This is a genomic window from Leucobacter insecticola, assembly GCF_011382965.1.
Lineage (GTDB): Bacteria > Actinomycetota > Actinomycetes > Actinomycetales > Microbacteriaceae > Leucobacter > Leucobacter insecticola.
The window spans coordinates 2,114,987-2,131,072 of sequence record NZ_CP049934.1; the positions used below are offsets into that span (position 1 = coordinate 2,114,987).

At 61.7% G+C, this 16,086-nt stretch carries 13 protein-coding genes and 2 pseudogenes; 2 read left to right on the forward strand and 13 right to left on the reverse strand.

All coding sequences use genetic code 11. The features are described from left to right. The 8 genes and pseudogenes from secD to G7067_RS09800 form a co-directional block, all read right to left on the reverse strand. Positions 1-1,866: a protein translocase subunit SecD gene (gene secD / locus G7067_RS09765; protein WP_166323847.1), complete on the reverse strand. Its 1,866-nt coding sequence runs from the start codon at positions 1,864-1,866 to the stop codon at positions 1-3. 48 nt (positions 1,867-1,914) lie between these two features. Continuing rightward, positions 1,915-2,379: a preprotein translocase subunit YajC gene (gene yajC / locus G7067_RS09770; protein ID WP_244301051.1), complete on the reverse strand. Its 465-nt coding sequence runs from the start codon at positions 2,377-2,379 to the stop codon at positions 1,915-1,917. Between the two features lie 99 nt (positions 2,380-2,478). Beyond that, positions 2,479-3,494, reverse strand: a pseudogene (ruvB, locus tag G7067_RS09775) (Holliday junction branch migration DNA helicase RuvB). Beyond that, positions 3,472-4,098, reverse strand: a complete 627-nt coding sequence (gene ruvA, locus G7067_RS09780; protein WP_166323849.1) for a Holliday junction branch migration protein RuvA — start codon at positions 4,096-4,098, stop codon at positions 3,472-3,474. The pseudogene ruvB and the gene ruvA overlap by 23 nt, the downstream one beginning before the upstream one ends. Before the next feature lie 94 nt (positions 4,099-4,192). Then, entirely contained in the window at positions 4,193-5,950 is a 1,758-nt protein-coding gene (gene leuA / locus G7067_RS09785; protein WP_166323851.1) for a 2-isopropylmalate synthase, read from the reverse strand. Between the two features lie 123 nt (positions 5,951-6,073). Further along, complete coding sequence (locus G7067_RS09790) at positions 6,074-6,841, reverse strand: anti-sigma factor (protein ID WP_166323853.1); 768 nt, start codon at positions 6,839-6,841, stop codon at positions 6,074-6,076. Continuing rightward, positions 6,838-7,437 (reverse strand): ECF RNA polymerase sigma factor SigK, encoded by a 600-nt coding sequence (gene sigK / locus G7067_RS09795; protein WP_205881123.1) that lies wholly within the window; start codon positions 7,435-7,437, stop codon positions 6,838-6,840. Before sigK ends, G7067_RS09790 begins: the two co-directional genes overlap by 4 nt. 40 nt (positions 7,438-7,477) lie before the next feature. Next, positions 7,478-9,196 carry a cytochrome c biogenesis protein DipZ gene (locus G7067_RS09800; RefSeq protein WP_166323855.1) on the reverse strand — a complete coding sequence of 573 codons (1,719 nt, stop codon included), beginning with the start codon at positions 9,194-9,196 and terminating at the stop codon, positions 7,478-7,480. A gap of 210 nt (positions 9,197-9,406) precedes the next feature. Between G7067_RS09800 and G7067_RS09805 the strand changes: the two genes are divergently transcribed. Together G7067_RS09805 and G7067_RS09810 are read left to right on the forward strand one after the other, a co-directional pair. Then, on the forward strand, positions 9,407-10,060 hold the full coding sequence (locus G7067_RS09805; RefSeq protein WP_166323857.1) for a fasciclin domain-containing protein: 654 nt from the start codon (positions 9,407-9,409) through the stop codon (positions 10,058-10,060). A 113-nt stretch (positions 10,061-10,173) separates the two neighbouring features. Then, positions 10,174-11,703, forward strand: a pseudogene (locus G7067_RS09810) (DUF2207 domain-containing protein); the annotation flags it as partial. A gap of 271 nt (positions 11,704-11,974) precedes the next feature. Here the strand turns inward: G7067_RS09810 and era are convergent. The 5 genes from era to G7067_RS09835 are packed head-to-tail and all read right to left on the reverse strand — an operon-like array spanning position 11,975 to position 16,055. Then, positions 11,975-12,916 carry a GTPase Era gene (gene era / locus G7067_RS09815; protein ID WP_244301052.1) on the reverse strand — a complete coding sequence of 314 codons (942 nt, stop codon included), beginning with the start codon at positions 12,914-12,916 and terminating at the stop codon, positions 11,975-11,977. Further along, positions 12,913-14,208, reverse strand: coding sequence for a hemolysin family protein (locus G7067_RS09820; RefSeq protein ID WP_166323859.1), 1,296 nt, complete (start codon positions 14,206-14,208; stop codon positions 12,913-12,915). Before G7067_RS09820 ends, era begins: the two co-directional genes overlap by 4 nt. Further along, positions 14,205-14,666 carry an rRNA maturation RNase YbeY gene (gene ybeY / locus G7067_RS09825; RefSeq protein WP_166323861.1) on the reverse strand — a complete coding sequence of 154 codons (462 nt, stop codon included), beginning with the start codon at positions 14,664-14,666 and terminating at the stop codon, positions 14,205-14,207. Before ybeY ends, G7067_RS09820 begins: the two co-directional genes overlap by 4 nt. After that, complete coding sequence (locus G7067_RS09830; protein ID WP_425280676.1) at positions 14,663-15,715, reverse strand: PhoH family protein; 1,053 nt, start codon at positions 15,713-15,715, stop codon at positions 14,663-14,665. The genes ybeY and G7067_RS09830 overlap by 4 nt, the downstream gene beginning before the upstream one ends. After that, positions 15,705-16,055 (reverse strand): HIT domain-containing protein, encoded by a 351-nt coding sequence (locus G7067_RS09835; protein WP_166323865.1) that lies wholly within the window; start codon positions 16,053-16,055, stop codon positions 15,705-15,707. Before G7067_RS09835 ends, G7067_RS09830 begins: the two co-directional genes overlap by 11 nt. Positions 16,056-16,086: the final 31 nt, after the last annotated feature.

Consider the following 16,086-nt stretch of genomic DNA (forward strand, 5'->3'; position numbering starts at 1 on the left):
TTAGCTCTCCTTTCCGGTGGTTGATGCCGCGGAGTTCTCAGCGGCTTTGCGCTCGGCGATCGTCTGGCGACGTTCAGCCTCGCGCTGGCTACGAGCAATTTTCTTGCCAGCGCCCTTGCTCGCGATGACCGGCTCACGGAACTGCGCCCGCCCCCGATACACGGCACCAAGACGACGTGGATCAAGGCCAGATGCGGGATGGCCTTCTCGGTAGAACCTCGTGCGGCCCAGTAGTGTCATCATCGGGTGAGTGAACAGCGCGACCACGATCACATCGACGAGTGTCGTGAGGCCGAGAGTGAACGCAAATCCCTTGACGTTGCCAACGGCAAGAATAAACAGGATCACCGCGGCAAGGAAGTTCACACCGTCGGAGGCAAGCACGGTACGGAAGGCCCGTTTCCAGCCCTGCTCAACAGCGCTGTCAATCGCGAAGCCGTCTCGCAACGCGTCTCGCACGCGCTCAAAGTACACAATGAAAGAGTCCGCCGTAAAGCCAACGGCGACGATGATGCCCGCGACGCCTGCCATGGACAGCCGGTAGCCTTGGCGCCACGAGAAGAATGTCAGCAACAGGTATGTCAGGATCGCTGCGATGGCGAGCGAGGCGATCGTCAGGGTGCCGAGGGCACGGTACTGGAACAGCGAGTAGACAACCACGAGCAAGAGCCCAATAAGGCCAGCAAGCAAACCGGCTTGGAGCTGGTTCGCGCCAAGGGTAGAGGAGATGTCTTCCTGGCTCTGCACGGTGAAGTCCATCGGCAGGGCACCAAACTTCAGCTGATCGGCGAGAGCCTTTGCGCCTTCTTGGGTGAAATCACCGCTGATGGAGGGTTTGCCGTTCAGGATCTGGCCCTGCATCGTCGGTGCCGAGAGCACCGAGCCGTCGAGCACGAAGGCAAACTGGTCCTGAGGGGAAGGTGCACCGAAGAGCCGAGTGCTGATCTTCCCGAAAACCTCAGTCCCCTTCTTGTCCATAGTAATCTGCACGACCCAGCCACCGGTGGTCGCTCCCTGCGAGGTCGTCTCGGCCTGCGCCTTCGCGTCGGTGATGACGTCGCCGCCAAGTTCCACAGGACCGAGAATGTATTTCATGCCCCGCGCATCACAAGTGATGAGTGGACGATCAGCAGCGGACTCACGAGCATTCTGAGTGTTCTCGGCAGTGCAGGTGAAGTCAGCGAATTGCTGCTGCAGACCTGGTGTGATCCACGCGAGGTCGCCTGCGCCCTCGGGCAGCGGATCAGGATCAAGGTTTTCGGCAGCGTCGTCCTTCTTCGCGCCTTCGTCCTTCTTCGCGTCGTCGGCTTTCTTCGCGTCGTCAGACTTCTTCGTGTCATCAGACTTCTTCGCGTCATCAGCCTTTGCTGCCGCGTCGTCCTTCTTCGCGTCATCAGTCTTTGCGTCGCCGGGCTTCGCTTCCGCCTCCGCCTCCGTATCGGCTTCGCCAGCAGGTTGTTCCGGCACGATGCCAATGTCGGTGGCGAGGACGGGACGGAACTCGAGCTTCGCCGAGGCCTCGATGCGCTGCATCGTCTCCTCGTCAACTTTGCCCGGGATCGACACCGAAATATTTCGGCTGCCCTGCGTGGTGATTTCCGCTTCCGAGACGCCGGCTGCGTCAACGCGCTGACGGATGATCGACACTGCCTGCTGCAGCTGCTCCCCGCTTACCGCTTTGCCGTCGGTCTGCTCGGCCGCGAGAAGAATCTGGGTTCCGCCCTGCAGATCGAGGGCAAGCTTTGGCGTCCACGTTGCGTCGCTGCGAAACACCCCGAGGGTGATCAGGCCAGCGAGCCCAACTGTGAAAACCAACAAAAAGACGAGGGAGCGACGCGCTCTCCGCACCGCAGGTGTGGACGCCAAAACTGTACTGCTTTCTCTAAACTAATCGGGTGAACTGCCGCGTGGAGGTCACGGCAGCCGTGACCTACGCCTTGGGCGTTTCGTCACTCTTTCCGTCAGTATCTGTTGAATTGGTATCTGCTGACATTCCACCGTTGGGTTCGGGGAATCGGTGGAGTCAGCCGGCGCCGCGAGTTCTTCAGCAACACGCTCACCGAATGCAGGATCGTCATCGGGAGCAAGATCTGCGTCTGCACCTTCGAACGCTGGCGCATCGACCGGAGTGACAATCTGCACGATCGCGTTGCGGTGCACCACCATAGAGCTCGTTCCGCTCTGCAGCGTGACGCGATTCTCTTCGTCGTCGATGCTCAGCACGGTGCCAAAGATGCCGCCTTGGAGCATCACTTCAACACCCGGGCGCATGTTGTTCTGCATCTCTTGCTGTGCGGCCTGACGCTTCTTCCCGTTGCGAAACATGAAAAATATCAAGACGACGACGAGGCCGAGCATGAGTATGATTGTCGGATCCAAGATGGTCCTTTCGATGGGCGTGCAAGGTTCGCGCGGGGCGCACAGACCTCATAAGCTTACAGTGAATTTGCTGTGCTCGTTGACGCGTGGGGGTCAAGTTTATAGCGAGCCGGGAGCAACGCGCCCAATATGCTCCCAGCCGAGCCGCGTCGCTACCCTTCCCCGCGGAGTCCGACTGAGTAGCCCGGCGCGCACGAGAAACGGCTCAACAACCGCCTCGATGGTCTCGGCTTCCTCCCCGACCGACACCGAGAGCGTCGATAGACCCACCGGTCCCCGTCAAATCGATCCACCACAGCTCGCAGCACTTCCCGGTCGAGGCGGTCGAGTCCGTGCGGATCAACGTCGTAGAGCGTAAGCGCAGCCTGCACACTCGGTGTGTCGCCGAGAGTCTCGTGCACGAGGCAGTAATCGCGCACTCGTCGCAGCAGTCGATTCGCGATGCGCGGCGTGCCTCGCGAGCGGCGCGCAATCTCTTGCACCCCCGCCTCTGAGATGTCGAAATCGAGCAGACCGGCGGCACGGCGGACCACACTCGCGAGTTCATCTTGAGAGTAAAACTCGAGGTGCGCAGTGAAACCAAAGCGGTCACGCAGCGGGTTTGGCAGCAGCCCGGCCCGCGTCGTTGCCCCGACGAGAGTGAACGGTGCAAGCTCAAGCGGCACCGAGGTCGCCCCAGCGCCTTTGCCGACCATGATGTCGACCTTGAAATCCTCCATTGCGAGATACAGCATCTCTTCTGCGCTGCGCGCCATCCGGTGAATTTCGTCAACAAACAGCACCTCCCCGGGAGTCAGCGCCGAGAGCACGGCGGCAAGATCCCCCGCATGCTGAATTGCGGGCCCTGAAGTCTGGTGCAGCGGCTTATTGAGTTCCGTCGCCACAATCATCGAGAGGGTCGTTTTGCCGAGCCCCGGTGGGCCAGCGAGCAAGATATGGTCGGGAGCAACGCCACGCATGCCTGCAGCGCTCAACAACAGGCTCATCTGGCCGCGAACCTTGGCTTGGCCAATGAACTCGTCAAGCGTGCCAGGGCGTAGCGCACCCTCGTATCCGACTTCAGCAGGCGAGGCCTGGGCCGACAGCTCCCCGTCACCGCGCCACGCCCCGTGCACCGGGTCGACCGCTCTGTAGCAGCGCGAGCGAAGCTCGAAGCAGACCTGCGCTATCAGCTGGCGCACCCGCATCGCGAGCATCTTGCACCGCCTGCCGAGCGTCAGCATCGCCCCAGCCAAGACCCACGAGGCCATCCTTCACGGCCTCTGCGAGCGCCAGGTCGGGATCCTGCACCCGAACATCTTCCTCGGTGCCAAGATCCAGCCCCTTCAGTTTTCCTGCAAGGGACACGACAATCAGCTTTGCGGTCTTCGGGCCAATCCCCGAAACCTGCTTGAAGGGCTTTTCATCTTCGGCTTCCACCGCACGAACGACGTCAACGGGTGTAAGGCTCGAAAGGACGCCGAGCGCACTTCTGGGCCCGACACCAGACACCGCGATCAGATGCCCGAAGACCTCGAGTTCGCTCTGGGTCGCAAAGCCGAACAGCGTCAGCGAGTCTTCGCGCACGACCAGGTTGGTGTGGAGCATGAGTTCCTCCCCCGGATGCGCCTGAGAAACACGTCCGCTCGGGGTTTCGACGCGCATGCCCAAGCCGCCGACACCAATCACCACCCACCCCGCGCCTGCGGAGAGCACCTGTCCATGAATCGAAGCAATCACACGATCAGCCTAGATCCCGCCGCCGACATAGCGGCAACCGCCACACCGTAAATTCGAATATATGTACGAACGCACGGTGTGGCGGTGACAGTACCTAGGCGTTCACTGTCTCGCGGACACGATTGCGGACCGCACGGTTCACCGAGCTAATGATGGCTTTGAGCGTGGCACGGCTCGTGTCAGGATCGATTCCGACCCCCCACAGGCGCTGACCATCAACCTCAAGATCGACATAGGAGGCCGCGACCGCGTCACCGCCCGAGCTCATCGCGTGCTCGACATAGTCAAATAGCGTGACCGAGTGACCGGCCTCGTTCAGTGCGTTCAGGAACGCGTCCACGGGCCCGTTGCCTCGCGAGGTGGACTGCGCCTCATCATCGCCAACCCGATAGTCGACGACGAGTTCGGTGACGCCGTCGCCCGCGCTCGTTGAAGACGTCCGGAAGATTTCGTAGCGGCCCCAGCGTTCAGCGTCGCCGCCATTCACCGGCAGGTACTCATCCTGGAAGATCCGCCAGATCTCATCGCTCGAAACCTCGCCACCCTCGGAGTCGGTGACCCCCTGAACGACTGAACTGAACTCGATCTGCAGACGACGCGGCAGATCGAGGTTGTGGTCGGTCTTGAGCAGATATGCGACACCACCCTTACCCGATTGCGAGTTCACGCGGATCACGGCCTCGTATGAGCGGCCCAGATCTTTCGGGTCGACCGGCAGATACGGCACGGCCCACTCGAGGTCGTCCACACCGACCCCGGCGGCAGCCGCATCCTGCTCCATGCGCTCAAAGCCCTTTTTGATGGCGTCCTGGTGCGAGCCAGAAAAGGCGGTGTACACCAGGTCGCCGGCCCAGGGGCTGCGCTCCGGAACACGCAACTGGTTGCAGTATTCCGCAGTGCGACGCACCTCGTCGAGGCGCGAGAAGTCAATCTGCGGGTCGATCCCCTGCGTAAACATATTGATGCCCAGCGCGACGAGGTCGACGTTGCCGGTGCGCTCGCCGTTACCGAACAGGCAGCCCTCGATGCGATCCGCGCCCGCCAGGTAGCCCAGCTCGGCCGCCGCCACGGCGGTGCCGCGATCGTTGTGCGGGTGCAAGGAGATAAGCACGTTCTCGCGGTGGTTGAGATTGCGCCCCATCCACTCGATCGAGTCGGCGTACACGTTTGGGGTGGCCATCTCAACGGTTGCGGGGAGATTCAGGATGACCTTGCGGTCTGGCGTCGGCTTGAAGATCTCCAGTACCGCGTTGCACACCTCTGCAGCGTATTCCAGCTCGGTGCCAGTGTAGGACTCCGGCGAGTACTCGTAGAAAATGTCGGTGCCCGCGCAGATGGATTCGCTCGCGACGCAGAGCTTCGCGCCCTCGATCGCGATCTGCTTGATGCCCTCGCGATCCTGACGGAACACGACGTCGCGCTGCAGAATACTCGTCGAGTTGTAGAGGTGCACAATCGCCTGCTTCGCACCGATCAGCGACTCGTAGGTGCGCTTGATGAGGTGGTCACGGGCCTGGGTGAGAACCTGAATGGTGACGTCGTCGGGGATCGCGTTATCTTCGATGAGGTGACGCACAAAGTCAAAGTCGGTCTGACTCGCGGACGGGAAGCCAACTTCGATTTCTTTATAGCCCATCTTGACGAGCAGATCGAACATGATCCGCTTGCGTTCCGGACTCATCGGATCAATGAGGGCCTGGTTGCCGTCGCGGAGATCAACGGCACACCAGCGCGGGGCTTCGGTGATCCGCTTACTCGGCCAGGTGCGATCCGGCAGATCCACGTTGATGATCTCGTGGAACGGACGGTAGCGGTGAATCGGCATACCGGAGGGCTGTTGCGTGTTCTTCATGGGCTCGTCTTCCTCGTTTACAACTCTTGCTCAGCCAAACACAAACACCGCGACGAGGAAGGCCTGGAAATTAGGCCCCGTCGCGGCAGCTAAGGAGAAGCGAGCCGAACAGCATGGCACCCACTATAGCACTGTCGTGATCGCGAGAACCGGTTCCGTGGTGGGGAGCCCTGATGGCGATCCACCCTCAGGCTCAACCGTGACGGCGACCACGTCACCGGCAACAAAGGCGTTCGTAGCGAACACGCTCCGCAAATCATCGTCCGGTTTCATCAGACCGAGAGACTTCTTCTCATCACCGCGCACGATCCAGAGTTCATAGTCTTCGCCCGCTGCAGCTGGCGCCATGTTCTCGGCGACCAGGACGGCAATGCCCTGCGAATTCGACCAGTGCAGGGTCACGGAGGGTCCGCCGGGAATCGTCACCGTACGTGAAGCGGCGTCTGGAGACTTCTCGACTTCGTGGAGCGCAACCACCGCCGGTTCTTCCGGCGACGGCGGGAAGAGAACGCCAGACCCCAGCATTACGGTCGAAAACAGCGCTACCGACGCTGCGAGCGCAAAAGCCCCGATGATCCACGCGCGACGAGAGGGCGAACCGGGACGGCTCACCGCTGTCGAAGGCTCAGGATCGACACTGGGATGATCCGCTTCAGTTGCAGTTTGCGTATCCAGATCGATTGCCGAAAGAATCTGTTCGCGGAGTTGCGCGCGCGGCGGCACCACGGGCAGGCTCCGTCCGAGTTCGGCCGCCACTGCGGCATCCGTATCTGCAATGTCCCGCCACTCGGGCCGGGCGGCGAGCACGGCCTTGAAGCTCTGCTCTTCTTCCGGGCTCAGCGCGCCGAGCGCGTGCCCCGCTGAGAGGTCGCGAAACTCTTGAAGTTTCATCGTGTCACCTCCATCTCTGTTCTGAGCCGCGATAGGCCGTCGCGCATGCGGGTCTTCACGGTGCCGATAGGCGCCCCCATCAGGCTCGCGATCTCTCGCTGGCTGTACCCGCCGAAATAGGCGAGGACGATGGCTTGGCGCTGCGCCTCGGGCAAGGCGTCAAGTGCGCGGATCGCGCGTGAGCCATCAATGAGGAGCTGCACGTGGTCTTCAACCGAGGCCGCCGACGTATGCAACTCCTGTAAGGCTACCCGCTCTTCGCGGCGCGCACGAGAGCTCGCCGAGCGCACCCGATCAATGGCGCGGCGATGAGCGATCGTCAAGATCCAGGATCTGGCATGCCCACGATTCTCATCGAACGAGGCCGCCGACTGCCACACCTCAAGGAAGACTTCTTGCAGCACTTCCTCGCTCTGTGAAGGGTCAACGACCACTCTGAGGACGAGTCCGAACACCCTCGCCGACATCATGTCGTACAGTTCCGCGAACGCGTCGCGGTCACCGGAAGCGGAGCGAACAAGGGCCGCGTCGGCAGGATCGATCCCGCTCCCGTCCTCGGGTATCTCCAGTCCGTCGATTACCATCTCCATAAGCATGCCCCATCACCCTCCTTTCCGGCTATCTCGACACCCGGCGCTACCCGAATGTGAATGAAAACACTTGCACACCGGGTGGTACCTGCACCCGCAATGTGCCCGCACTCGGCTGATTACTCGTCAGCAACGGATAGGAGCGAGGCGTTCCGCTGACGTCGACCGGATCCAGTGACTCGCCATCCCGGCTAATCGCAAGCGTGCCCTGCCCCGAAACGACGATGCGAACCTCGCTCGCGCGGTAGTTTAGTTGGATCGTCCCGTCTGCGTCGATCGGTGTTGCAGATTGGGCCTCAACTCGCCAGAGACCCTCCAAGGCGAAGGTGTCCGGCATCTGCGTTTTGGGCAACCGGTACTCGCGCTCGCCGGCACGGTAGGCTCCGGCCTCGGCGAAGTTTTGGTCCTTCGCGAAGCCGAGAAACGTCTCCTGCGTTGTCTCACCCTGTTCCGGGGTGGCGTCAGTCACCTCGGTGACTGCTGGGAGCCGCACGTCCGGCTTCGCCTCTGCGAGTAACTCGCGAATGAGCTTTTCGGTCGCCGCGTAGTTCCCCTCACCAAACGAGATGTGGCGCACAGTGCCGCTCGCATCAATGAGATAGTGCGCTGGCCAGTAGCGATTACGGTAGTTGGTCCACGTTGAGAGCGCGTTGTCGAGCGCGACCGGGTACTCGATACCAAACTCCTTGACGCCGGACTCCACGTTCGCGCGCTCTTTTTCAAACGCATACTCGGGTGAGTGCACGCCGATCACCTGCAGCCCGGCATCCCGGTACGCATCGTTCCACGCAACGACGTGCGGGATCGAACGTTGGCAGTTAATGCAGGAGTACGCCCAAAAATCTACAAGCACGACCTTGCCTCTGAGATTTTCGAGTTCCACGGGCGCACCGCCAGGCGTGTTGATCCATGACTCGATGCCACGAATGCTGGGAGCTGTGCCACAGGATTCGAGTTCGTCGGCTCCGGTCGTGCACCGGTCGAGGTCGCGGTTCTCGTCGGTGATGAGGCCTCCGAGGTTTAGTGCACGCTCCCCCGCATCGCTCGAGGCAAGATCACGTTGGAGACCCGCCGTGTAGTCCGGGAGAAGACGCTGGATGGCCTGCGGCACGTTGAATGCAAGTCCCACTGCAAGAGCAATCATCGCGACGGCAGCCGTGATCCGGATCCCCCGCTCGCGACTGCGAAAGAACCTGATGCGCTCAACGAGACCGCGTCCCGCAAGCGCGAAGATCAGCAGCGGAATCGCGACACCGACCGCGAACGAAGCGGTCAAGAGAACGGTGTCGAAGCCAATCGTCCCCGTTGCGCCCGCGACGATAATCGCGGCGAGCACCGGTCCCGCGCACGGCACGAACACGGTTCCCAGGGCGAGTCCCATGCCAAAACCGTTGCCCTTGTCATTCACTCTGCGCCGGGGCAGCCACTGAAACGGCTTTTCAAGCAACTGCTCCACTCTCGGAAACAGCATCCCGACACCGATGAGGAGCAGGACGAGAACCCCGGCCCACCGGATGGCATCCTGAGGAAGGGAGAGAAGCCCGAGCAGCAGAGAGCCGAGCAGCGTCACCGCAGTGAAGCTCGTGACGAGTCCGGCAATGACGAAGTACGGGCGACTTCTGGGGGCTTCGATCACCTCCGGTGTCTTGCCCACGCCTGCCGATTGGGCGCCGGCGGTGAGGAAGATGACCGGCAACGCCGGCAGAATGCACGGTGAGATGCCGGTAATGAGCCCGCCCAGCAGGCCGATCAGAACAGTGTCCATGGGGTTCCTCCGAGCCTCCGGTGTCGCTATTACAGGGGTATTCGGAACCGTGAGCCGTTTGGATTGGAGCGTTGCCCGATACAGGTCAGCAGAATCGCTCCGCAGAGGAGGAGGATTTTTTCGAAAAAATACCCATCCGCTGAGGCGAGTGCTCCGAATCACTTTCAGACCGTGGAATTCCGCGGCACACCACTCAATGAGGAGAACGTCATGTTTACTACCCAGAAAACCCTCACCGCAGCGTTCGCATTGACCCTTGCTGGCGCGTTCGCACTGACCGGCTGTGCAATGGAAGAGAAAAAGGACCCGGTTGAGCAGGAGCAGACAACCCCCATGCCTGAAGAGAGCATGACGACAGCGGATCCTGCCGCAAATCTCGTGGGTGCGGGCTGCGCAGCCTACGCCGAGGCAGTTCCCGAGGGTGCCGGATCAATTGTGGGCATGTCACAAGATCCCGTCGCGGTAGCGGCCTCCAACAATCCGCTCCTGAAGACCCTGGTTTCTGCGGTGAGCGGGAAGCTGAACCCAAATGTGAATCTCGTTGACACCCTCAACGGAAGCGAGTTCACGGTGTTTGCACCCGTTGATGACGCCTTCGCAAAGATCGACCCGGCAACGATTGAATCACTGAAGACAGATAGCGACACGCTGTCGTCGATCCTCACCTATCACGTTGTCCCCGGGCAGATCGAACCGGCAGACATCGCAGGAACGCACGAGACGGTCGAGGGTGGAACCCTTGAGGTGACCGGCTCGGGCGACGCACTGATGGTGAACGGCGCAACGGTCATCTGCGGTGGCGTGCAGACGGCAAACGCGACTGTCTACCTCGTCGACACGGTTCTGATGCCGCCGGCAATGTAGCCATCGTTCGAAGCAGAAACTGAAGGGTGGGTGCGGTCAGCGCCCACCCTTCAGTGTTATTGCCCCACACTCAACACGGAACAAGCGATTTGCGCGACCTCTAAGCTGGATACATGGGTATTACCGCGCGAACTTCCCTCGGCTTCACTCTCCTGTTCACGGTGCTCTTGACCCTCATACCCTGGGCCCCTCCAGCCCAGGCCGACACCAACAACTTCAGCTATGACAGCTGGCACGTCGACTATCAAATCAGCACTGACGCGCAGGGCCGCGCCATCACGCGGGTCACCGAGACGCTGACGGCACGCTTCCCGGACTTCAATCAAAATCGCGGCATCGTGCGGGGACTCCCCATCGACTACCAGGGCACCTCGACGAATCCGCGAGACTTCAGCGTCACGGACCTCGCCGGTGCGCCGATCCCCTTCGAAATCGAAGAAGACAGCGGCTTTGTCGCGGTCCTCACTGGCGACGACAACTACGTGCGCGGCGTCCAAACGTATGTCATCAGCTACACGCTCAGCGACACCGTGTTGGCCCGGGACGACGCTAGCGCCGACGAGTTCTACTGGGATCTCGTCGACTTTGAGCACCGGCAACGGATCGACGCCTTCTCGGCCACGATTTCACTCTCGCCCGAACTCGCCGGCGAACTCAACGGGAATTTCCGGTGCTATCAAGGAATCGCGGGGTCGAGCGACGAGTGCGAGATGACACTGAACGAGGCCGGCAACCAGTTCACCGTTCCCGCGATCCCGCTCGCACCGCAGCAGGGCGTCACAGTGGCCGTTGGCCTGAATCCCGGCAGTGTCGCCCAACCGCCCGCCCGAATCCCTAACTTCCTGCTCGACACACTGCCCTATTTCCTTGCGGGTGCGGCCTTGGCAACGGGCCTCGCGAGCACGATCCCTGTCTTCATGCTCCAACGCAAACGTCGAAGCGCCCGCGGCGTCGTCGTCGCTCAGTACGATGTTCCAACTTCCCTCCCCCCGCTCATCGCCGCACCTATCGTCGGGAATACAGTGTCCCCCGTACCCGCCGAGTTCGTGCACCTCGCCGTGACTGGTGTGGCCCGCATTGAAGAGAACGAGGGGAAGCGAGGTATCTTCGGCGAGAAGGAACTTCAGCCGGCACTGCGCCTCCTCGATCCTGCTGTAGCCTGCGACCCGCTCGATGCCGCCGTGGTGAACGATCTCTTTCCTGAGCTTTCCCCCGGCACGGTCATCACTATTCCCAAGAACGATGAACGATTCGCCAAGCGCATGGAAACAATCAAGGGTTTGGGCGCGAAGGAAGCCACCGCGCGCGGCTATTTCGAGAAGGCCGCAAGCCCTCTCGCCAGGCTGCTCGGCTCCATCACGCTCGGAACCTTCGCGGTGCTCCTGGTGCTTGCGGTGCTCGGGATTCTGACGCGTGGGAATGAGGCCTCGGCGATATCCCTCGTTCTGGGAGTGTTCGCCCTCGCTCTCGGATCCTTTGGCATGAGCAAACATCGCGTGCACACGCCACTCGGCGCGGAAACCCGCGAGTACCTTGAGGGCGTAAAGCTTTTCATCAGCGTCGCGGAGACTGAGCGGATCCGCATGCTGCAATCACACGAGGGAGCAGAACGCATCCAAGTCGGCGACACCAGAATTGTGCACCTCTACGAAAAGCTACTGCCCTACGCCATGATGTTTGGACTTGAGAAGCAGTGGGGCAAGATCCTCGAGACGCGTTACCTTGAGAGCCCAGGATACGTTCCCGCCTGGTACCCCGGGCTCGGCGTGCACGGGTTCTCCGGGATCAACAGCACGCTTTCACAGTTCACAAGCTCACTCAACTCCGCCGTGAGCTACACCTCCAGCAGCTCTGGCGGCTCCTCGGGCGGCGGCTTCGCCGGTGGCGGCGGTGGCGGCGGTTTCTCGGGGGACGCTAAAACCCGAGCTTGCCGAGCGCCTTGGGGTCACGCTGCCACTCTTTCAGCACCTTCACTCGCAGCGACAGGTATACCCTCCGGCCGAGAAGCGCCTCGATCTCGTGCCGAGCCCGCTCCCCCACGTCTCGCAGACGCGATCCGCTCTTCCCGATAACGATGCCCTTTTGGCTGTCACGTTCCACATAGATTGACGCATACAGCTCGAGCAGTCCGTCTTCGCGTTCTTCGCGGTCGTCAACGGTCGCGGCGAGGGAGTGTGGAAGCTCTTCACGCGCCCCTTCGAGTGTGGCTTCGCGGATCAGCTCGGCGATGCGGTCATCCTCAGCCTCGTCCGTCGTCTGCTCCGACTCGTAGAGCGGGGGTGATTCGGGCATTAGGCTCAGCAGCACGTCTGAAAGCACGTCCAGTTGCTCGCGGGTCACTGCGGAAATGGGGACCACGGCATCCCACTCGCGCAGCGCGCCGAGGCGGGTGAGTTGATCGATGATCTCTGATTTGGATGCTTCGTCGACCTTGGTGAGGATCGCGACCTTCTTCGCACGCGGGAAATCATCAAGTCGCTCATTGATAAAGCGATCCCCCGGACCCAGTTTTTCGTTAGCGGGCACACAGAAGCCGATGACGTCGACGTCGCCAAGGGTTGCCTCGACAAGCGCGTTCAGACGCTCCCCGAGCAGTGTCCGAGGGCGATGGATCCCGGGGGTGTCAACGATGATGAGCTGCCCGTTCTCGCGGTGCGAGATTCCCCGGATAGCGCGCCGGGTGGTTTGGGGTTTCGGGCTCGTGATCGCGATCTTTTCGCCCACGATCGCGTTCGTTAGCGTCGATTTACCGACGTTTGGCCTACCCACGAAGGAGACGAAGCCAGCCCGAAACGGCACGGATCCGCCCCCCGAAGTTTCGGGTTCGGTGCGTTCTGTCGGCAGCTCGTCAGTCATTGCTCATCCTCTTCACTAGGTTCTGTGCCGACCCAGCGCGCGCGGGCCGTTAGCAGTCGTTGCCGCCGCCGTTCAGTTTCGAGTGCGGTCAGTTCAATCCCGGCTACGGTGACCGTATCGCCCGGCTCGGGCAAACGACTCAGATGTTTGGCAACGAGACCGCCCACCGTGTCAATTTCGTCATCGTCGAGTTCAATGCCAAACAGATCACCGAGATCTTCAACGGACAGCCGAGCGCTGACGGTGAATGATCCGTCGTCCTGCGGCGTGATCTCGGGCTCCTCCCGATCGTGTTCATCGGAGATCTCGCCGAGCAGTTCCTCGATGAGATCCTCCAGGGTCACGAGCCCCGAGATTCCGCCATACTCGTCGACAGCCAACGCGAGATGGTTCGAGTCGCGCTGCATCTGACGCAGCAGCTTGTCTGTGCGCTGCACCTCCGGCACAAAGACCGCGGGTTTCATGATGCGGGTCACCTGGGCCGTATCCGCCTCGTCAAAACGGCGCAGAATAAACCGGCTGACATCACGCAGGTAGACGATTCCGACGACGTCATCAACCTCACCAGAAATGACGGGGATGCGGGAGTGCCTGGAGTCAATGAGCAGCTCGAAGGCCTCACGCACGGTCGATTCAGCATTGATCGTCACCATGTCGATGCGCGGCACCATCACCTCGCGCACGAGGGTCTCACCAAACTCCACCAGGGAGTGAATATAGTCCCTGTCGTCCGTCTCGAGCAGAGCTTGCTCGGCGGCCTGGTCAACCATGGAGAGGAGCTGCTGTTCGTCGCGGAATCTCGCACCACCGGAACCGCGGCCTGGAGCGACGCGGTTGCCGAGCCGAATCAGCGCCGTCGCCACCGGGCCAAGAATCACCCGAAGCGCGTGAACGACCGAGGCCGAGAATCGGATCACCGCGTCAGGACGGTGCGTGCCAAAGCTCCTCGGGCTGGCCCCCACCAGCGCGAAGGTGACGACCGTCATCACGAGGGTCGCAATCACCAGCTCAAGCCACAGCTCGTCAAGAGAATACGCGAGCACGAGCGTGATCAGCACCGCCGCAAGTGTCTCCGCCAACACTCTCGCGAAACTCAGCGCATTGAAGTGACCGATTTCATCGTCCGCGATCGCACGTATGGCACGCGAGCCGCGTCCGGACTCATCCGCGAGCGCGAGCAACTCGGCACGGGACCGCACACCCAACGCCGCATCTGAAGCGGCAAGGAGCCCCCCGACAGCGAGCAACACGATGGCTGCTCCAAGGAGCACCACGACAAGTAAGCCGCTCATCGACCGCGCTCTCGCATCGCAAACGAAAGCAGCAGGTCGCGCTGCAGGCCAAACATCTCGGCCTCCTCGTCGGGCGTCGCATGGTCAAAGCCAAGGAGGTGCAGCATGCCGTGGGTGAGCAACACTGCGATCTCCTGAGGCAGGTCGTGTCCTGCGGCCTCGGCCTGCAGCTCTGCAACCTGCGGGCAGATCACCACATCGCCGAGGAGACCCGCCGGGGTCGGCGCATCGATGCGGCCGGGGCGCAGCTCATCCATCGGAAAGCTCAGCACGTCGGTCGGGCCCGGCTCGTCCATCCACTGCACGTGCAGTTGCTCGATCGCGGCCTCGTCAACCATCATCACGCCGAGCTCGGTGTCCGGGTGTACGTGCATTGACTCGAGCACAAACATCGCAAGCCGCTGCAGCCGATCTTCCTCAATCGTGATGCCGGACTCGTTGTTAATCTCTACACTCACTGCGCTGCTTCTTTCCCGTTGTTCCGCCGCCTCGCCCGTTCGCGAGGCTCGGCGCCCTCAGACTCGCTGTAGCTCTGGTACGCGTCAACGATGCGACCGACCAGACTGTGTCTCACAATGTCGTCGGAGCTGAGCTCAGCGAAGTGGATGTCTTCGACCCCTCGCAGGATCCGGCCCACCACCCGCAGCCCGCTGACCGCCAGCGGCAAATCGACCTGGGTAATATCCCCCGTCACGACCATCTTGGAACCGTAACCGAGCCGCGTGAGAAACATCTTCATTTGTTCGGGGGTGGTGTTTTGCGCCTCGTCGAGGATCACGAAGGCCTCGTTGAGGGTTCGGCCCCGCATGTATGCGAGGGGCGCGACCTCGATGGTGCCGCTCGCGAGAAGTTTTGGCACGACCTCGGGGTCCATCATGGCGCCGACGGCGTCGAAGAGTGGACGCAGGTACGGGTCGATCTTGTCTTCGAGCGAGCCCGGCAGATACCCGAGGCGTTCACCAGCCTCGACCGCGGGGCGTGTCAACACGATCTTCGATACTTCACGTCGCTGCAGGGCCTGCACAGCCTTCGCCATCGCCAAATAGGTCTTCCCGGTGCCCGCGGGACCAATGCCGAAAACGATCGTGTTGTTGTCAATCGCGTCAACATAGGCACGCTGCCCGCTCGTCTGCGCGCGCACCGCGTTACCGCGTACGGTCAGGATCGGAGTGCTCAGCCTCTGAGCGGCGGTCGGCCCGTCGCCGGCGCGCACCATGCGTGTCACCTCGCGAACGTCAAGCTTCGAAACAGGCCCGCTTCGCCGCGCCAGCTCGAGTACCTCAAGCACGACCTCCTCGGCGGCGCGCGTCTGAGTAGCGGGTCCCCTGAGTGTGAGGACTTCATCGCGAGCGTGAAACGTCACATCCGGATGCTGCGATTCGAGGTCCGAGATCAGCTGATCCCGGTGGCCGAGAAACGAAGCAAGATCGACGCCGCTCAGCAGTATTCTGCGTTGCAGCTCGGTCTCCGCGCTTTCATTGGAGCGCGGGGTGCGTTCAGGATCCAACGAGGGACTGCTCTTTGAGGTCGCCTGCGAGCACGTGGGCGTGGACGTGAAACACGGTCTGCCCAACATTTGCGCCGCTGTTAAAAATCAGGCGGAATTCGCCCTCTGCCAGTTCATCTGCGAGTTGCTGAGCAACCGCCACCATTTCGGCGAGAGTTTCGGGTTCAGCCGCGGCGAGTTCGACGACGTTGCGGTACTGCGTCGCCTTCGGGATCACGAGCACGTGCACGGGGGCCTGCGGGTTGATGTCAGGAAACGCCATCACCCGCTCGGTCTCTGCCAAGATCTTCACCGGGATCTCCCCCGACACGATCTTGCTGAATATCGTCTCTTCTGCCATGCGATTAGTCTAGCGGTGACCAAGGACAGTC

Excerpts from the sequence above, each read along its gene's own strand:
- leuA (WP_166323851.1), bottom strand. The coding sequence starts at position 5,950 with ATGAAGAACACGCAACAGCCCTCCGGTATGCCGATTCACCGCTACCGT.
- G7067_RS09790 (WP_166323853.1), bottom strand. The coding sequence starts at position 6,841 with ATGAAACTTCAAGAGTTTCGCGACCTCTCAGCGGGGCACGCGCTCGGC.
- sigK (WP_205881123.1), bottom strand. The coding sequence starts at position 7,437 with ATGCTTATGGAGATGGTAATCGACGGACTGGAGATACCCGAGGACGGG.
- G7067_RS09800 (WP_166323855.1), bottom strand. The coding sequence starts at position 9,196 with ATGGACACTGTTCTGATCGGCCTGCTGGGCGGGCTCATTACCGGCATC.
- G7067_RS09805 (WP_166323857.1), top strand. The coding sequence starts at position 9,407 with ATGTTTACTACCCAGAAAACCCTCACCGCAGCGTTCGCATTGACCCTT.
- era (WP_244301052.1), bottom strand. The coding sequence starts at position 12,916 with ATGACTGACGAGCTGCCGACAGAACGCACCGAACCCGAAACTTCGGGG.
- G7067_RS09820 (WP_166323859.1), bottom strand. The coding sequence starts at position 14,208 with ATGAGCGGCTTACTTGTCGTGGTGCTCCTTGGAGCAGCCATCGTGTTG.
- G7067_RS09835 (WP_166323865.1), bottom strand. The coding sequence starts at position 16,055 with ATGGCAGAAGAGACGATATTCAGCAAGATCGTGTCGGGGGAGATCCCG.